General features: G+C 60.6%; 23 protein-coding genes. 22 read left to right on the top strand and 1 reads right to left on the bottom strand.

Translation table 11 applies throughout. The features are described 5' to 3' along the window. Window positions 1-44 precede the first annotated feature (44 nt). The 16 genes from ACP7BV_RS17125 to ACP7BV_RS17050 all read left to right on the top strand — a co-directional run bounded on the left by ACP7BV_RS17125 (window position 45) and on the right by ACP7BV_RS17050 (window position 13,191). Window positions 45-1,739: a CTP synthase gene (locus ACP7BV_RS17125; protein ID WP_426105529.1), complete on the top strand. Its 1,695-nt coding sequence runs from the start codon at window positions 45-47 to the stop codon at window positions 1,737-1,739. Next, entirely contained in the window at window positions 1,736-2,590 is an 855-nt protein-coding gene (kdsA, locus tag ACP7BV_RS17120) for a 3-deoxy-8-phosphooctulonate synthase (protein WP_426105528.1), read from the top strand. Before ACP7BV_RS17125 ends, kdsA begins: the two co-directional genes overlap by 4 nt. Window positions 2,591-2,684: 94 nt before the next feature. Next, on the top strand, window positions 2,685-3,968 hold the full coding sequence (gene eno / locus ACP7BV_RS17115; RefSeq protein ID WP_426105526.1) for a phosphopyruvate hydratase: 1,284 nt from the start codon (window positions 2,685-2,687) through the stop codon (window positions 3,966-3,968). A 55-nt stretch (window positions 3,969-4,023) separates the two neighbouring features. Then, a complete protein-coding gene (gene ftsB, locus ACP7BV_RS17110) occupies window positions 4,024-4,371 on the top strand; it encodes a cell division protein FtsB (protein ID WP_426105524.1) in 348 nt (115 codons plus the stop codon). A gap of 139 nt (window positions 4,372-4,510) precedes the next feature. Beyond that, window positions 4,511-5,245: a TetR/AcrR family transcriptional regulator gene (locus ACP7BV_RS17105; protein WP_426105523.1), complete on the top strand. Its 735-nt coding sequence runs from the start codon at window positions 4,511-4,513 to the stop codon at window positions 5,243-5,245. Next, entirely contained in the window at window positions 5,242-6,570 is a 1,329-nt protein-coding gene (locus ACP7BV_RS17100) for an ABC1 kinase family protein (protein WP_426105521.1), read from the top strand. The genes ACP7BV_RS17105 and ACP7BV_RS17100 overlap by 4 nt, the downstream gene beginning before the upstream one ends. Window positions 6,571-6,632: 62 nt before the next feature. Next, complete coding sequence (locus tag ACP7BV_RS17095) at window positions 6,633-7,178, top strand: GbsR/MarR family transcriptional regulator (RefSeq protein ID WP_426105520.1); 546 nt, start codon at window positions 6,633-6,635, stop codon at window positions 7,176-7,178. Then, entirely contained in the window at window positions 7,175-7,609 is a 435-nt protein-coding gene (locus ACP7BV_RS17090) for a thiol-disulfide oxidoreductase DCC family protein (RefSeq protein WP_426105518.1), read from the top strand. The genes ACP7BV_RS17095 and ACP7BV_RS17090 overlap by 4 nt, the downstream gene beginning before the upstream one ends. Then, window positions 7,606-8,055, top strand: coding sequence for a cell division protein (locus ACP7BV_RS17085; RefSeq protein WP_426105517.1), 450 nt, complete (start codon window positions 7,606-7,608; stop codon window positions 8,053-8,055). The genes ACP7BV_RS17090 and ACP7BV_RS17085 overlap by 4 nt, the downstream gene beginning before the upstream one ends. Further along, window positions 8,052-8,672 (top strand): DUF4166 domain-containing protein, encoded by a 621-nt coding sequence (locus ACP7BV_RS17080; protein WP_426105516.1) that lies wholly within the window; start codon window positions 8,052-8,054, stop codon window positions 8,670-8,672. Before ACP7BV_RS17085 ends, ACP7BV_RS17080 begins: the two co-directional genes overlap by 4 nt. After that, a complete protein-coding gene (locus ACP7BV_RS17075; RefSeq protein ID WP_426105514.1) occupies window positions 8,669-10,120 on the top strand; it encodes a TIGR01777 family oxidoreductase in 1,452 nt (483 codons plus the stop codon). The genes ACP7BV_RS17080 and ACP7BV_RS17075 overlap by 4 nt, the downstream gene beginning before the upstream one ends. A gap of 180 nt (window positions 10,121-10,300) precedes the next feature. Continuing rightward, window positions 10,301-10,807: an RcnB family protein gene (locus tag ACP7BV_RS17070; RefSeq protein ID WP_426105512.1), complete on the top strand. Its 507-nt coding sequence runs from the start codon at window positions 10,301-10,303 to the stop codon at window positions 10,805-10,807. Window positions 10,808-10,866: 59 nt separating this feature from the next. Next, window positions 10,867-11,268 carry a hypothetical protein gene (locus ACP7BV_RS17065; protein ID WP_426105511.1) on the top strand — a complete coding sequence of 134 codons (402 nt, stop codon included), beginning with the start codon at window positions 10,867-10,869 and terminating at the stop codon, window positions 11,266-11,268. Window positions 11,269-11,390: 122 nt separating this feature from the next. Continuing rightward, window positions 11,391-11,993, top strand: coding sequence for an SRPBCC family protein (locus tag ACP7BV_RS17060; RefSeq protein ID WP_426105510.1), 603 nt, complete (start codon window positions 11,391-11,393; stop codon window positions 11,991-11,993). Continuing rightward, a complete protein-coding gene (locus ACP7BV_RS17055) occupies window positions 11,993-12,559 on the top strand; it encodes a hypothetical protein (RefSeq protein ID WP_426105509.1) in 567 nt (188 codons plus the stop codon). Before ACP7BV_RS17060 ends, ACP7BV_RS17055 begins: the two co-directional genes overlap by 1 nt. A gap of 59 nt (window positions 12,560-12,618) precedes the next feature. Continuing rightward, complete coding sequence (locus ACP7BV_RS17050; protein WP_426105507.1) at window positions 12,619-13,191, top strand: cysteine hydrolase family protein; 573 nt, start codon at window positions 12,619-12,621, stop codon at window positions 13,189-13,191. Here ACP7BV_RS17050 and ACP7BV_RS17045 read toward each other — a convergent pair. After that, window positions 13,188-13,640 (bottom strand): hypothetical protein, encoded by a 453-nt coding sequence (locus tag ACP7BV_RS17045; RefSeq protein ID WP_426105506.1) that lies wholly within the window; start codon window positions 13,638-13,640, stop codon window positions 13,188-13,190. The genes ACP7BV_RS17050 and ACP7BV_RS17045 overlap by 4 nt on opposite strands. A gap of 240 nt (window positions 13,641-13,880) precedes the next feature. On the opposite strand from ACP7BV_RS17045, the gene ACP7BV_RS17040 reads away from it, so the two are divergent. The 6 genes from ACP7BV_RS17040 to ACP7BV_RS17015 all read left to right on the top strand — a co-directional run bounded on the left by ACP7BV_RS17040 (window position 13,881) and on the right by ACP7BV_RS17015 (window position 16,947). Continuing rightward, window positions 13,881-14,168, top strand: coding sequence for a CopG family ribbon-helix-helix protein (locus ACP7BV_RS17040; RefSeq protein ID WP_426105504.1), 288 nt, complete (start codon window positions 13,881-13,883; stop codon window positions 14,166-14,168). 1 nt (window position 14,169) lies between these two features. Next, window positions 14,170-14,466 carry a type II toxin-antitoxin system RelE/ParE family toxin gene (locus tag ACP7BV_RS17035; protein WP_426105502.1) on the top strand — a complete coding sequence of 99 codons (297 nt, stop codon included), beginning with the start codon at window positions 14,170-14,172 and terminating at the stop codon, window positions 14,464-14,466. A 1-nt stretch (window position 14,467) separates the two neighbouring features. Next, window positions 14,468-14,761 carry a hypothetical protein gene (locus ACP7BV_RS17030; protein WP_426105501.1) on the top strand — a complete coding sequence of 98 codons (294 nt, stop codon included), beginning with the start codon at window positions 14,468-14,470 and terminating at the stop codon, window positions 14,759-14,761. Between the two features lie 309 nt (window positions 14,762-15,070). Beyond that, the gene (locus ACP7BV_RS17025) at window positions 15,071-15,346 is read left to right on the top strand and encodes a hypothetical protein (RefSeq protein WP_426105500.1); all 276 of its coding nucleotides are present in this window, start codon (window positions 15,071-15,073) and stop codon (window positions 15,344-15,346) included. 356 nt (window positions 15,347-15,702) lie between these two features. Further along, complete coding sequence (locus tag ACP7BV_RS17020) at window positions 15,703-16,077, top strand: hypothetical protein (RefSeq protein ID WP_426105499.1); 375 nt, start codon at window positions 15,703-15,705, stop codon at window positions 16,075-16,077. 534 nt (window positions 16,078-16,611) lie between these two features. Beyond that, entirely contained in the window at window positions 16,612-16,947 is a 336-nt protein-coding gene (locus tag ACP7BV_RS17015) for a hypothetical protein (protein WP_426105498.1), read from the top strand. The last annotated feature ends 140 nt before the right edge of the window (window positions 16,948-17,087 follow it).

Below are 17,087 nucleotides of genomic sequence, written 5' to 3'. Positions count from 1 at the left end.
GTATAATTTCAATTTCCCGCACGTGCCGTTCGGCACTATCTGCAATGACCAAATTTGTCTTCGTCACCGGTGGTGTCGTCTCTTCCCTTGGAAAAGGGATTGCCGCCGCCTCTCTCGCCGCGATTCTTGAATCGCGCGGCCTTAAAGTCACCATGCTCAAGCTCGATCCGTACATTAATGTGGATCCGGGCACCATGAGTCCCATGCAGCACGGCGAAGTGTTCGTTACCGACGACGGGGCCGAAACCGACCTTGATTTGGGCCACTACGAGCGCTTCATCAGCACCCGCATGCGCAAGGTGAACAACTTCACCACCGGCCAGATCTACGAATCGGTCATCCGCAAGGAACGCCGCGGCGAATACCTCGGCAAGACCGTGCAGGTCATCCCGCACATCACCAACGAGATCCAGGACTATATCTACCGCGGCGCCGAAGGCGTCGATGTGGCGCTGGTCGAAATCGGCGGCACCGTGGGCGACATCGAATCGCTGCCGTTCCTGGAAGCGGCGCGCCAGCTGTCGCTGCGCGCCGGGCGCAAGTCGGCCGCCTTTGTCCACCTGACGCTGGTGCCGTACATCGCTTCGGCGGGCGAGCTGAAAACCAAGCCCACCCAGCACAGCGTGCAAAAGCTGCGCGAAATCGGCATTACGCCGACCGCGCTGCTGTGCCGCGCCGACCGTCCGATTCCGGACGACGAACGGGCCAAGATTTCACTGTTCTCGAACGTGGAAGAGCAGGCCGTGATTTCGGTATGGGACGCCGACACCATCTACAAGGTGCCGCAAATGCTGCACGACCAGGGCCTGGACGCGATCATCCTGGAGGCGCTCGGCATTGAAGCGCCACCGGCCGACCTGTCGATGTGGACCAAGCTCATTTATGCGCTGGAAAACCCGAAGACGTCCGTCACCATCGGCATGGTCGGCAAATACGTCGACCTGACTGAGTCGTACAAGTCGCTCACCGAAGCGCTGCGCCACGCCGGCATCCATACCGAGAGCCGCGTCAACATCGAGTACCTTGATTCGGAAGACATCGAGACCAAGGGTTGCGAACACCTGGGCAAGTACGATGCGATCCTGGTGCCGGGCGGCTTTGGCAAGCGCGGCGTGGAAGGCAAGATCATGGCAGCGCAATACGCCCGCGAAAACAAGATCCCGTACCTGGGCATCTGCCTGGGCATGCAGGTCGCGCTGATCGAATACGCGCGCCATAAGGCGGGCATGGGCGACGCCAATTCCACTGAGTTCGACACCGAGACCAACCACCCCGTCGTCGCCCTCATCAACGAGTGGCAAAACCATGACGGCAAGGTCGAAAAACGCGACGAGTCGTCCGACCTGGGCGGCACCATGCGCCTTGGCGCCCAGACCTGCGCGGTCAATCCGGGCACGCTGGCCGCTGAAATCTACGGCGCCGTCGTCACCGAACGCCACCGCCACCGCTACGAAGCGAACAACCACTACCTGGGACGCGTCGAAGCGGCCGGCCTGATCGTCTCGGCCCGCACCCCGACCGAAGACCTGTGCGAAATCATGGAACTGCCGCGCGAAGGCGCCAATTCCCACCCGTGGTACATGGGCGTGCAATACCACCCTGAATTCAAGTCCACCCCGCGTACCGGCCACCCGCTGTTTACGTCGTTCATCCGGGCCGCGCTGGCGCACAAGTCGGCCAATGAGCAACAATCGGCGGCCAACAATGGCACGCTCGCTTTGCAAGGAGATGCAGCATGAAGCTTTGCGGTTTCGACGTAGGCCTTGAGCACCCGATTTTCCTGATCGCCGGCACCTGCGTGATCGAATCGCGCCAGATGGCGATGGACACGGCCGGCACGCTCAAGGAAATCACTTCAAGCCTGGGCATTCCGTTCATTTACAAGTCGTCCTTCGACAAGGCCAACCGGTCGTCCGGCACCACCTTCCGCGGTCCCGGCATGGACAAGGGTCTCGAGATCCTGGCCGACGTGCGCCGCGAAATCGGCGTGCCGGTCCTGACCGACATCCACACGATCGAAGAGATCGCGCAAGTGGCGTCGGTTGTCGATGTGCTGCAAACGCCCGCTTTCCTGTGCCGCCAGACCGACTTCATCGTCGCCTGCGCGCAGTCCGGCAAACCGGTCAATATCAAGAAGGGCCAGTTCCTCGCGCCCGGCGACATGAAGAACGTGATCGACAAGGCGCGCCATGCGGCCAAGGAAGCGGGCCTCGATCCCGACAACTTCATGGCATGCGAGCGCGGCGTCTCCTTCGGCTACAACAACCTCGTTTCGGACATGCGCTCACTGGCGATCATGCGCGAATCGAACTGCCCGGTCGTGTTCGACGCGACCCATTCGGTACAACTGCCGGGCGGACAGGGCACCTCATCCGGTGGCCAGCGCGAACACATTCCCGTGCTCGCGCGCGCAGCCGTGGCAGCCGGTATCGCCGGCCTGTTCATGGAAACGCACCCCAATCCCGCGCAGGCGCTGTCGGACGGCCCGAATGCGGTCCCGCTGGGACGCATGAAAGAACTGCTCGCGACCCTGGTCGAACTCGACCGCGTGGTCAAGAAAGCAGGCTTTCTCGAATCGAGCTTCAACTGATTCGACCGGCCCGTAGCCGCCCGACCGCTTGACAGATGCAGGCGGGTCCTCCCGGACCCGCTCACCGTTTTGCCTACCCTTTTGGAGAATAAGAATGAGTGCTATCGTTGACATTATCGGCCGCGAAATTTTGGATTCACGCGGCAACCCAACCGTCGAATGCGACGTGCTGCTCGAGTCGGGCGTGATGGGCCGCGCGGCCGTGCCTTCAGGTGCCTCGACCGGTTCGCGCGAAGCGATCGAACTGCGCGACGGCGATCTGAAACGCTATTTCGGCAAGGGCGTGCTGCAGGCCTGCGAGAACATCAACACCGAGATCTCCGAAGCGATCATGGGCCTGGACGCGAACGAACAGGCTTTCCTGGACCGCACGCTAATTGACCTGGACGGCACCGAAAACAAGAGCCGCCTGGGCGCCAACGCCATGCTGGCCGTGTCGATGGCCGTTGCCAAGGCCGCAGCCGAAGAAGCCGGCCTGCCGCTGTACCGCTACTTCGGCGGTTCGGGCGCGATGCAAATGCCGGTGCCGATGATGAACGTGATTAACGGCGGCGCCCACGCCGACAATAACCTGGACATCCAGGAATTCATGATCATTCCGGTCGGCGCGCCAAGCTTCAAGGAAGCGATCCGCTACGGCGCCGAGATCTTCCACACGCTCAAAAAAATCCTGCACGAGAAAAAGCTGGCCACCTCGGTCGGCGACGAAGGCGGCTTTGCACCGAACGTGGCCAACCATGAAGAAGCCATCAAGCTGATCATGCAGGCGATCGAGCAGGCAGGCTACGAGCCGGGCACCCAGATTTGCCTGGGACTCGACTGCGCCGCCTCCGAGTTCTACAAGGACGGCAAGTACCACCTCGAAGGCGAAGGCATGCAGCTGACCGCCACCGAGTTCACCGACATGCTCGAAACCTGGTGCGACAAGTACCCGATTATCTCGATCGAAGACGCGATGCACGAAGGCGACTGGGATGGCTGGAAGATCCTGACCGACCGTCTGGGCAAGAAGGTGCAGCTGGTTGGCGACGACCTGTACGTCACCAACACCAAGATCTTGAAAGAAGGCATCGACAAGGGCATCGCCAACTCGATCCTGATCAAGATCAACCAGATCGGCACCCTGACCGAGACCTTCGCCGCCATCGAAATGGCCAAGCGCGCCGGCTACACGGCCGTCATCTCGCACCGTTCGGGCGAGACCGAGGACTCGACCATCGCCGACATCGCCGTTGGCACCAACGCCATGCAGATCAAGACCGGCTCGATGTCGCGTTCGGACCGCATGGCCAAGTACAACCAGCTGCTGCGCATTGAAGAAGACCTGGGCGACATCGCCAGCTATCCGGGCCGTAGTGCTTTCTACAACCTGAAGTAATCAGTACCCCGGCCGGCGCGAGTTTTTAACTTCAGCCGGCCGGTATTGGAATGCCATGCGCCTCATAACGCTCGCTCTCGCGACCTTGCTGCTGCTCGTACAATTGCCCCTGTGGCTAGGCAAGGGAGGGTGGTTGCGCGTATCGGAACTGGAAAGTTCGGTGGCTGCGGCCAAGACCCGCACCGAAGAACTGAAAGCGCGCAATGCCAAGCTGACCTCCGAGGTGGATGACCTCAAGGACGGCACCGGCGCCGTGGAAGAACGCGCCCGCTACGAGCTGGGCATGATCAAGCAAAACGAAGTATTCATTCAAATCCTGGGGGCCAACGGCCAGCCCAAGGAATCGGCAACGCCATTGCCGCCGCCACCCAAGCCAGATACCAAGCCAGATACCAAGCCGTAGTACGCTTACCGGCAGTCCGCTCAAAACGCATACCCCTGCATCGTCCTCGCGCACGACGTGGCTTCTATGCGCCCTCACTAATCGCGCTATTTACTATCCATTAAATTGAAAAAATTGTTGTTTAATGTATAGTAGGTACATGAAAACCACAAAATCCCAGCAAGAAAAAACTCGCCGCCACATCCTGCGCACGGCCGTCGACCTCATTACCGAGCAAGGCTACGACGCCACCACCATGAAGCAGCTGGCGCGCGAAGCGGGGATCGGCGACGCCACCATCTACAAGTACTTCCCGACCAAGGAGCGCATCCTGCTCGAGTACTTCGAGCTGAACATCGCCGACGCCTTGAAACAGCTTGACGAAACCCCCGGCCTGCCAGAATTCACGCTGCACGAAAAGCTGCAGCTGCTGGTCGACGGCGTGCTCGAAGGCTTGCTGCCTGACCGCGAGTTTGTCGAGATCGCGCGCGCCATCGTGCGCAAGTCGCCTTTCGTGATGATGCGCGACGACATGCAAAGCCAGCACCTGCTCAAGGAGCGCGTTGTCGCGTTCATCGCCGCCGCCGAGGAGAGTGGCGAGATCGCCCCCTGCGACTTCAAAAACCTGATCGGCGGCCTGTTTACCGACTATCTGTTCGCCGTCATCCTGTACTGGCTCAAGGACGAATCGGACGAATTTGCCGACACCACCCAGCTGGTTGAACTCACGCTCGGCGTAGTCACGCTGGCGCTTAAAAGCGGCGTGATGAACAAGATGTCCGAGCTGGCCACCTTCATGCTGCGCAGTCAGATGGCGCGCATGATGCAAAGCGGCTCGGGCTTGCTGGACCTGCTCAAGACCGCGCGCCGCGGCCTTGGCAGCGTGGCGCCATGAAGGCGCCGCCAACGGGCAAGCTGGCGCGCAGTGGCGTGGCCGGCCTGGCCCTGGCGCAGGCCGGCGTGGCGCGCATCGGGCGCCAGGCCCGCAAAATCACGCTCGGCGCCCAGGCCCAGGCCGGCGCGCAGGACAAGTTCGAGGCCGACCTTGGCCGCATCATGTTCCGCGCGCTCAATCAGCTCAAGGGCACGGCGCTGAAAGTCTCGCAGCTGCTCAGCGCCCACGCGGACTTCCTGCCGGCCGGCGTGCGCGCAGAACTCGCCAAGGGTAACTACCAGGTCACGCCGCTCAATCGGGCGCTGGTGCACAAGGTCTTTCGCAGCGAATTTGGCCAGGCGCCCGAGCACCTGTTCGCGACCTTCGACGCGCAAGCCTGCGCCGCCGCCAGCCTTGGGCAGGTGCACTACGCCACGCTGGCCGACGGTACGGCCGTCGCGGTCAAGGTGCAATATCCCGGCATTGGTTCGTCGATCAACAGCGACCTGCGCATGCTGCGTTCCATGCTCGAGACGCTGGGCCCTGCCACCGGCATGATGCCGCCGCCAGCGCTGGTCGACCAGATGATGGCCGAGGTGGCGCACAAGCTGGGCGAGGAGCTCGACTACGAACACGAGGCCGGCCAGCTGGCGTGGTTTCGCGCACGCGTCACGCTGCCCGGCGTGGTGATCCCCCAGCCATTTCCTGCGCAGTCGAGCAAGCGCGTGCTGACCATGGCGCGCCTGGACGGCCTGCACCTTGACCAGTGGCTCGCCACCAAGCCCGACCAGGGGGCGCGCAACCACGCCGGCCAATTGCTGCTCGACTGGTTTTTCCACAGCCTGTTCGAGCTCGGTCGCGTGCATGCCGACCCCCATCCCGGCAATTTTCTGTTCATGCCTGACGGGCGTCTTGGCCTGCTCGATTTTGGCTGCACCAAGGAAATCACGCCTGGTTTCCTGGCCATCTTGTCGGGCGCCTGGAATGCGCTGCTGCATGGCGGCTCGGCGCAAGACGTGCGGCTTGCCTACGTTGCGCTGGGCGTCATTTCCAAGGAACTTGGCCAGGAGCAGTTCGAGCGCGAACTGCTGCCCGCGATGATGCCGATTGTTAACTGGCAGCTGGAGCCGTTTCGCGTCAGTCCTTTCGATTTCGCCCATCGTTCCCCGGTGCCGGTGCCCGACAAGGACGGCGCTGCAACGCTGGCCCGTTTTTCCAGCGGCATGCATCCGGACCTGCCGTACTTCGACCGCGCCTACATGGGCATCATGCACATGCTCGCTGCCATCGGTGCGCAGGTGGTGACGCAGAACCGGTGGATCGAACGGACCGTTACAAAGGATTGACATTCACGTCATTTCAGCGTTTAATTTCTGTAACGACAGAAATTAAAGAAATGAGAGAAAACATGTCCCTGGGGTCGACCGAGCAAAAATTTATCCTGCACTGGGGCGAGATGGGCACCAAATGGGGCGTGAACCGCACCGTGGCACAAATCCACGCGCTACTGTTTCTGGCCCTCCGTCCGCTTACCGCAGAAGACATCGCCGAGTCGCTCGGCGTGGCGCGCTCCAACGTCAGCAACAGCCTCAAGGAACTGCAAAGCTGGAACCTGATTCGCGTGACGCACCTGATGGGCGACCGGCGCGATCACTTCATCGCGCTGCAGGACGTATGGGAGATTTTTCGCGTCATCGTCGAAGAGCGCAAGCGGCGCGAAATCGATCCCACCTTGAGCGTGCTGCGCGAGTGCGCTATCGAGGGCGCCAAGGACGAGTCGCTGCAACCGGCGTCGCTCGCGCGCATGCACGACGTGCTGGTGTTCCTCGAGATGCTGGGCGCCACCTACGACGACTACAAGCACCTGCCGCCGGCCACGCTGCAGCGCTTCCTCAAAATGGGCGGCAAGGTGGCGCGCCTGATTGGCAACGACGACAAGGACGGCCCCGCATGAATACGCCTGCACTGACCCTGTATTACGACGGCAAATGCCCGTTCTGCGCCAACGGCATGCGCCAGCTGGGCACGTGGGACAAGGCCGGCAAGCTTGCCTTTGTCGACATCTCGGTCGATGGCTTCGACCCGGCGCACCTGAACGCCAGCATGGCGCAGCTGAACCTGGAAATCTACAGCCAGAACGCAGCAGGCAAGGTGCTGGTCGGCGTCGACAGCCTGCTGGCGGCTTACACGCTGGCCGGGCGCGGCTACCTGGTGTGGCCGCTGCGCGTGCCGGTGCTGCGCTCCGTGCTCTCGTTCCTGTACCGCGCGTTCGCGCGCAACCGCTACACCATGTCGCGACTGCTCGGCTACAAGGCGCCGCCCACCTGTGCAGAAGGCGTCTGCTTTCACGGCAATCCATTTTTCAAAGACGGGAACCGGCGATGAACCACGACTTCCTGCGCACCTGGGCCGTGCGCGTGACCTACTTCAGCATTGCCCTGCACCTGGTAGTCGGCGCGGCGCTGCCGCTGTTCGTCAACGCGGCTCTGTTCGAGGGCTACCACCACGGCATTGAAACCGCCTTCTGGGGCGCCGACGTGCCGCACCAGGTGCGCGTCCACCAGAGTTGGTGGATTGCGCTGTTCGGCCCCACGGTGCAGGCGGCGGCGCTGTGGATGGGGGCCCTTGCCTACATTGGTGCGCAACAGCGCAGTGCCTTTGCCTGGGGCGCGCTGATTGCGGGCATTGTGCTGTGGGCACCGCAAGACATCTTGCTTTCGCTGCGCGCCGACTGCTGGAACAATGTCTGGCTCGACTGCATTGCGGTGGCCGGCATGCTGCCGCCCCTGGTTTATCTTTTTCTTACCGATCGTGCAAAGGCCGCGCCATGACGCTTCCGTCCGAAGGCGAATTATTCAAGAAAATTCTGGGCGCCGAATGGTCCCGCCTTCACCCCGATATCCAGGCCCGCTTCGACAAGAATCCGCTGCCCGGCAAACCGCTCAACTACCGCGGCGAACTGAGTGAACTGACATGCTCGAAACTTGGCCGCGTGCTGGGCTACTTCACCATGCCAATGATCCAGGGCGCGCTGATGCCCTACAACGACGCCCATTTTCCGGTCGATATCCAGGTCTATTCGAAGGAGAACTGCCCGTCTATTTTCAAGCAGCGCATCTACCGCCTGAATGGCCGCAAGAGCGTGCAGTTCACTTCCTACATGCAAGAGAGCAGCAAGGGCGAAGTGCTCGAATACGTCGGCATGGGCCTTGGCATGAAGCTGGTGCTCGACGTGCGCGATGGGAACCTGCACTTCGAGAGCGACGGCTATTTCTGGGAAGTGTTCGGCTTGCGCATTCCCTTGCCCGGCCTTTTCACCCCCGGCAAAACCTTCCTGTGCCATCGCAACAACAACGCCAACCAGTTCGACATCCGCATCGACATCCGGCACCCGCTGTTTGGCACCACGTTCACGCAGGCGGGCGTGTTCAGGGAAGTCGCGGCATGAACACGCACACGCTCGCGCTGCAACTGATGGCCGCGCAAGGCTGCCTTGGCGCCTTCGACACGCTGTACCACCACGAACTGACCGAGGCGCTGCCCGGACGCGCCACGGCGCGCCTTGAACTGTCGATCCACGCGCTGCGTTCCATGATTTACGCCGCGCTCTTCATCGGCCTGTCGGCCTGGCAGTTCCATGGCATGTGGGCGCTGGTGCTGCTGCTCGTGTTCACCGTTGAAATCGTGCTCACGCTGTGGGACTTCGTGGTGGAAGACCGCACCCGCCTGCTGCCGGCCACGGAACGCGTCACCCATACTATCTTGGCCATGAACGGCGGCGCCTTTATTACGCTGCTGGCCTTGAATACGCCCGCATGGTACGCGCAGGGCAGCGCGCTGGTGTGGCAATGGCACGGCCCCCTTAGCGTGTTCCTTGCGCTGTGCGGCGTGGGCGTGGGCGTCTCAAGCCTGCGCGACGGCTTTGCCGCGCTGGCGCTGGGAAGGCGCGCCGCGCTCCAAGCAAGCGCGGCCACCCCGGGCTTTGGCGCGGCCGGGCGCAGCTTCCTGGTGACCGGTGCCACCGGCTTCATCGGCCAGAAACTGGTGCGCGCCTTGCTGCGCGACGGCCAGCGCGTGACCGTGCTTACGCGCCAGGCGCGCCAGGCCGCTTGGATGTTCGACGGTCGGGTCGACTGCATCAGCAGCATGGACCAGTTGCCCGTATCGCGCCAGGTGGACGTGATCATCAACCTGGCCGGCGCGCGCGTGCTGGGCTGGCGCTGGACCGCAGCGCGCCGCGCCGCGCTGCGCAAGAGCCGCGTTGAACTCACTGCAAACGTGGTCTCCTGGATCGCACGCGCCCAATACAAACCGGCGCTGCTGCTGTCGGCGTCGGCTATTGGCTACTACGGCAACCAGGCGCGCGGTGACGACAGCGTACTGACCGAAAGCGCGCCGCCGCAGCCGATCTTCATGTCGGATCTGTGCCGCGAATGGGAGACGGCGGCGCAAGCCGCAGGCACCCACGGCGTGCCTGTGGCGCTGATGCGCATCGGCGTGGTGCTCGGCCTGCAAGGCGCGCTGCCGATGATGCTGATGCCCATAAAAATGGGCCTGGGTGGCCCGCTCGCGGGCGGTGCGCAGTGGCAGTCGTGGATTCATGTTGACGACGTCATCAACGCCATGGCGCACCTGTGCCGCAGCGGTGCGGACGGGGTCTACAATTTTACGGCGCCCGAAAGCTTGACGCAGGCCGATTTCAGCCGCGTGGCGGCGGGCGTGCTGGGCCGGCCATACGGCTTTCCCACCCCCGGGTTGCCGATGCGTCTGCTGCTTGGCGAACAGGCCGACCTGCTGCTCGAAGGCTCGCGCGTGGCGCCGAACAAGCTCCTTGGGTCCGGTTTCGCGTTCACCCATCCGGGTCTGGAGGGCGCGCTGCGCAGTCTGGCGCGCTGAAAGCTGTTACATCTGGCTGGATACCTCCTGTAACACTTCTTACCGCGTGCGCATGCCCTTGTGTCCGGTTCTCAGGTCTAATGAGGTTGTGGGTTGCGACAAAACGTGGCGGCCCATCACGCTGCAGGTAGTTCTGCAGGATTGAACCCCGGACGGTTCTACCTCATCAAGGAGTTTCAAATGATCAAGAAAGCCCTCATCTTCGCAGTCGCTGCAGCCTGTCTGACTTCAAGCGCGGCGTTTGCTCAATCGTACGGTTACAACAACGATAGCAACGTGCGGATTGAGCGCCAGGACCGCGACGGCCGTTATGATCGCAACGACCGTTATGACCGCAACGACCGCAATGACCGTTATGACCGCAACGACCGCAACGACCGCAATGACCGTTACGACCGCGACGACCGCGACGACCGCTACAGCCGCGACGAGCACTATTCGCGCCGCGACCATAACGACTACCGCGACAACCGTTACCAGTCACAGCAGCGCTACCAGTACTACCAGCACCGTCAGGGCGGCTACGTGGAGCAGCAATACCGCGACCGCCGCTATGTAGTCAGCGACTGGCGCAGCCGTCGCCTGTACGAGCCGCAGCGTGGCTACCAGTGGGTACAGGCCGGTAATGATTACCTGCTCGTTGCCATCGCCACCGGCCTGATTGCGCAGGTACTGTTGAATCATTGATGTATGCTCAATGCCGCCGGGCAACCGGCGGTTTTTTGCGTTTACTGTCCAGGAATAGCATGAAGAAAAATACCATCCGACTCAATCACATCGTACTTGCGGCTGCCGTGCTGGCAAGCGTGGCCGGCTGCAGCAAACCGGGCGTGGCGCCCGGGCCGGCTGTCACCAATCCGGCCAGCGTCATCGATCCTGCCGCGCCGTTGCTGGGGCGCTGGAGCGGCCCCGAGGGCACCTTCCTGCTGGTGGAATGCGAGGGCGGTAAATACGTGGTAACGGTGCAGAACCTGGACGGCCCGCGCACTTTCGACGCCAAAGGTGCCGGTGACGCTGTCACCTTCGTGCGCGATGGCAAAACGATGACGATCAAGCCCACCAACGGCGCCGGGACCGGCATGAAGTGGCTGGCCAAGCGCAAGGATTGCGTGGTCATCGAAGCGGGCGAGGGCTTCTGCCGCGACTAAACGGGGCGGCTTGCCATTCATCATCCCGACACGCGCCCGTGTAAAAATCGGCTGCCTCCTTGACCGTCCTTGCCGCTTCGGTAAGAATTCGCTACCCATATCGTTCTGAAAGCAGTCCGTTCATGCATCTCGTCAAAGCCATCATCCCTTTCCTGTTGGGGTGCGCCAGCGCCGCGCAGGCCGCCGATCCGATCGATGCGCGCAAGCTGTCGGAGACGGCGGTGACGCTGGTGGAAACGAGCAAACCCGGCAGCGCGGCAAAGTCGTTCGCCGCCGGCACCATCATCAACGCGCCGGTCGAGAAGCTGTGCGCGCTGATCCAGGATTACCCCGACTATCCGAGTTTCATGCCGAACACCGAATCGACCAAGGTGGCGATGTCGAAACCGGGCCATACGATCATTGACGTCACGCTCACCCTGCCGATGGGGAAAATCAAGAAATACCGCCTGCGCATGACGCCGGTGCTCACGCCCGAGTCGTGCACGGTAGCGTGGAGCCAGTTGCCGTGGAAAGGCTTGAAGCCCGAGGAAACCATCGCCGACACCAACGGCTATTGGGAGTTCACGCCTGCCCCGACGGCGGGCAAGAGCATCGTCAAGTATGTTGTTTCAACCGATCCGGGCCCGGTGCCTTTCGGGCTGGGATGGATCGTCGATTCGCTCAGCAAGGACAGCATTCCGCTGATGCTTGAAGGCTTGCGCAAAAAGGCCGCCAGAAAATAATGGCGGCCCAGGCATCAGCTGGCTGGTCCGACGAAGTCGAGTGCAATGGGGACACTGTTCTTGTTGCAAACGCGGATGATTTCGCGCACTGGTTCGGGCAGGCTGTCGACTCTGGCGGCCTGGAAGCGATCCATCACTACGGTCCCGCAAACGCTTGCTACCTGTGGCGCGTGGCGCCAGGCATGGTTACCATCAGTGTGGACAGTACGCGCGAACGGCTGTGCCTGGCACAGATCGAGTATGCCGATAGCGAGGCCGACCGGGCTGCAGCGCGTGCGTACGCACTGGCCTTCGACGGCCTGCAGCAAGCGAGCGGCCTGCACTATCGCGTCGACAAGGGGCCGGTCGTGGCGGTGTGTGCCACCAACAGCGTTCAGGACACTTCAACGTCGATCGCGCGCCTGCCGCTGTCGGGCGCGAGCCCCGGCGGCTTGATCGACTTTGCCGGCGGCCCGAACGCGGCCGCCTTGTGGCTGGTACCGGGCCTGTATGCGTCGTCCCTGTTTTTTCACGAGGAAGACCGCTGGGGTGTATCGTGGTGCAGGCTGCAGCGCCTGTCGGACTAAGGCAGCGGGTGCCATCCACAGGAAACGCAATCATAGGGGGAAACCGGATGCAGATAGACATGCCAGCGTTGCTCGTTATCGACATGCAAAACTGCATGGCAATGCCGGAAGCCGGGCAGCGCAATAATCCGCATGCCGAGCGTCACATCGCCAGCTTGCTGCGGGCGTGGCGCGCGATGGATGCGCCCATTGTCCATGTGCGCCATATATCGCGCTCGGCAACGTCCATGTTCGCGCCGGGCCAGAGCGGCGCCGAGTTCCAGGCCCGATTTACACCGCTGCCGGGCGCGCACGTGCTCGAGAAAAATGTACCGGACGCGTTCATCAACACCGCGCTGGAGCGCTGGCTGCGCGTGCGCGGCATTGCACGCGTTGTCATGGTTGGCGTGAGCACCAATAATTCTGTGGAGGCGAGCGCGCGCAGCGCTGGCAATTTGGGCTTTGACACCGTGGTCGTGGCCGATGCGACGTTTGCCTTTGCCAAGACCGACTATGCCGGCACCGCGCGCAGTGCCGATGACGTGCATGCCATGGCGCTGTCCAATCTGGACGGGGAATACGCCAGCATCATGAGCTCGCGCGACGTGCTGGAGCGATACGCGGGGCCGGGGTCCGCAGCCGCGTTTGCCTAGCGCGACACGCGTTTGAACACTGCTTCAACGCGCGGCTTGGCGTTACGCTCGAGATGGTAGGTCAGCGTGTTCTTGTCAGCGCTGAGGCTGATGGTCCAGACATTCGTATCGGAACCTTTGATCAGCTTGGCGGTGTAAGGGTCGGCGAAGAACGACTGCGACAGTGCTGACCCGGCGCCCTCGGCTGGGCCGCCGTACATGGTTTCAGTGTCAGGCGTGCCGTCCGGGTGGCGATGGTCGTGGCGCAAGTCCAGTCCGCTAGCGTTGCGGGTGATCACCCAGGTACGCGAGCGGTCTTCGCCGACCTGGACCGGGATGCGCACTTCGGTGTCGCTGCAACTGGCGAAATTGGCCACGAGCAGTTTGTTGGCGAAGGCATGCTTGGGGTCGATTGCATAGGTCATGGCGCCTTCGAAGCGCTGGCCGCACAGGCTCTTGAGCGTCGCCATGTATTGGTTGCGAACATCGGCGGGCTGGGGCGGCGTCACAGAGGCGCAGGCTGACAAGAAAAACGCGAGAAAGGGGACGAGAGTGCGAACTGATGAAGTCATGGGGGCGATCAAGTTGGTGGGAAAGATGGCGGCAAGGAATTTTCCCAGTTTAGCCTTAGAGATGCTTAACTTGCCACACCAATTGTGGAAGTGCATAGCACAATTGTGCTACATTTAAGTGTACAGAAGGAGACCGCAATGGCAACAACTACAACAATTCGCCTGTCGGAAGACTTGAAGGCACGAATTGCCAGCGCCGCTGAACGCGTTGGCAAGTCAACCCACAGTTTCATCCTTGAAGCCATTGCGGAAAAGACAGAGCTGGAAGAGCAGCGTGCCGGCTTTGATGAAGAAGCCAATGCTCGGTTTGCCAAGATCGTGGAATCAGGGAAAACGATACCGTGGACCGACCTGCGCCACTACCTCGAAGCACGCTTGGAGGGCAAGCAGATATCGCGTCCGGTCGCGAAGACGAAGCGGGAATGATATGGCGCGTGTCGAAATGGCGCCGGAGGTTCTGGAGGACTTTGACCGTATCCTGGAATATCAGGCCCAAAATAAAGTCAGCGAGGGGGCCGCGCGCATTATGGAAATCGTGCGGGTGATTGATGTTCTCGCGCACAGCCCACTCATCGGCAGGCCTAAGTCCGACGGTAAGCGCGAATTAGTAATCGGACGCAAGGCGCGAGGCTTCTTGGCTTTGTATCAGTATGTGAATGAGATTGATACCGTGTTTGTGCTTGCCGTTCGGAGCCAGCGTGAGGCTGGTTATGCGCGAATATAGTATGGACTTATACCTGCCGCCGTTAGCTCAATGTGTTGCTGCTGGGTGCGAAATCCAAATCGTGCCGGACTGGATTGAAACTTGTTTAGCCATCGGCGAAACGCCGTGCTTTGGCAACTACATTTCAGTGGCGACGGAGGGCGCTGCTGCAGGAAGAGTGTTCGAGTTCGACCATGATGGTTTCGAGTTCAGCGAAGCGGACGGTTTAAGGTTGGTTAAATTCGCCTCGCATATGCGTTTCATAGACGAGGATCCAATGGTCCAGTGGTGGATACGCGAGCTCAGAGACCATTAGGGGCAAATTGTCACCACGCTTGCTTAGTACAAACACGTTCCATAAATTGTTAGCTGCAATGACCACTGGGGCGGCAGCGGACAAGCCAGCAGGTGACCGTTCGCCGTCGAGTACAATCGATAGGTGCCGGCCAGAACCGGTCACTCAGCCGAGCACAAGTGAGTGCATGAAAAATAAATCAGAGTTGCCATTCCCAATATGATCAAACATGAGCCCTACGCAATTCGGCTATGTCGCGCCCCGGATTTCATCGTTGCGTATACGCTCGATCCATGAGACGAGCTGAGATTGTCTGAGCCGGAGCAAGGAATGCGTGTCGACTTTCTGTATGAAGGGGAGAATCCTACAGTTGAGGGTATCCACATGATTTGGCCCGAAATCCTCGAAGCGGATGGTCGCGTGATGACAGACACAACACCCGGAATACTGCCTGAGAATGGAAAGGCAAATATGTGGGTGTTCGACCCGGCAAGCCGAGATTTTCATGCAAAAAAGCTAAAAATTGGAACCAAGGGTCATTGGGTGCGCGGCAGCTATCGCTTCGCCAACGTCGTTGTGATCGAGATCGTTAGCTTAGCCCGCTGACTTAAATGCGAGTCTGACTGACCCGGATGCTGCAGCCGTAAGGGACGCGGCTTTTTGGCCATGTATCAGTATGTGGATGAAATTCATACCGTGTTTGTGCTTGGTGTCCTGAGCCCGCGTGCGGCTGGGCATGCGCGAATATAGGTTTGCACTTATATCTGGCGTAGCTGCACGGCGTCTGTGCCGACAATTGAACACGACCTCTGCCCTAGCGTAGCCTCGTGGAACTGAACGGCACAGTCCGTGTCCGCAAGTCGGCGCAGACCCCGTCGATGCTACTGAATCAGCCAGAAGCCAACGGCCACGGTCACCGCAGCAGTGCCTCTTTTTGTAATGATCAACTTATCGGAATATGAATGCGAGAATTTTCGTGGGAGCCGTTGGATTTTCTTGAAGCCTTGGGAGTTGTGCCTGTCGGAGAAGAATATGGCATTTCGTATGGTTACTCAGTTGACAGTAAACCGCTAAGTTTAACGCTCATGATTTGGCCGATGGCCGGTGATGTAGAGCTGACGATTAGGTGTGAAGGAATGGCAGAGCCTGTAGTTCTCTTAAGTCTCTTGGGTAGTCCGGGCGCAAGAGTGATAACCGGCAAGGACGGTAAATATATCGAGTTCGCGGCGGCCAATCTATTTGCTGGACGTTACGACATTACCCGACCGCCCCCTTACGGCATCCGGTTACGGCTGGAGCCCAGTTGGCAGGTGACGGCATTTAGCTATGACGTCTAGAGGCTAGCAGCGGAACCGGCAGGCGCCGAGGTGCTGTCGAATACAATCGGCAGTGATCGGCCAGCAGCGGACCTTGAACATTCTCTTCGAGGTGCTATGAATCCTAAGCCGGATGAAGTCGAAGCCTAGCAGCCTGTCGGACTTGCGAAACTAAAACACGATTGCGCGCCTGAAACGAAAAATATTGGCTCTGGATACCATTCGTGGCATTTAAATGCGGAAATTTAGCCTAAATTTTCAGCAAGCGGTCAATAAAGTTTCTTTTTTACCCATAGTCCGACAGGCTGCTAGGCAAAAACTAGCGACACGGACACAGTGATTTCACTCTTGTCGAGCACTATCGGAACGCTGACGACTGATTGCCCTTCAGGCGAACATCCCCGACTCTACGCGTTTGAGAGTACGACGGTAGTCTTGGGATTCAGTGAGTATGGTAGGCACGATGTGCCTGCAGGTGCAAGACCGGGTCCGCGTCTGTGACGGCCAGCTCCCTGGCATCGCCGCGCCCGCCCAAGCCACGAACAAGGAAGATGCATGATTGGTTCACTGTATGTTTCGCTCGGCAACAGCTTTGCTGATTCAGCTAATTTCATGGATGGACGCGCACTTGCGCACGCGGCCGATGCGCTTGATTTGGTCGCCGCGGACATTGGCGTATCACCGGTTTCCGATCTTTATATGCTCGACTGCACGATCCGTGACATGCGACCTGCCGCCGAAGGCTTGGCGATATTTGGAGGCTATCTGAATTACGTCGAACAGCATCCCGATTCGGTGCCCGATTGCGCAGGTGTCGTTGACGATCTCAAGATGGCTATCGGAATAATCGGCAAGGGATCGCATTGGTGTCTGATGATCGATTATGAATAGCTCGGCCGGCGACTTATATGGGAAGACCGCGCGGGCCGTGATGGACGGAGGTCTTCAAAATTCCTGCCGCGACATGCAATGGAAAACGCCGGCGTGGAACGAGGCCGCAATGCGCTTTTACGATCGCAGCGGGGCGCGGA

Source organism: Massilia sp. TSP1-1-2 (assembly GCF_049896185.1).
GTDB lineage: Bacteria > Pseudomonadota > Gammaproteobacteria > Burkholderiales > Burkholderiaceae_D > Telluria_A.
Note: the sequence above shows the minus strand (reverse complement) of the source record. Positions and strands in the feature narration are given on the sequence as shown.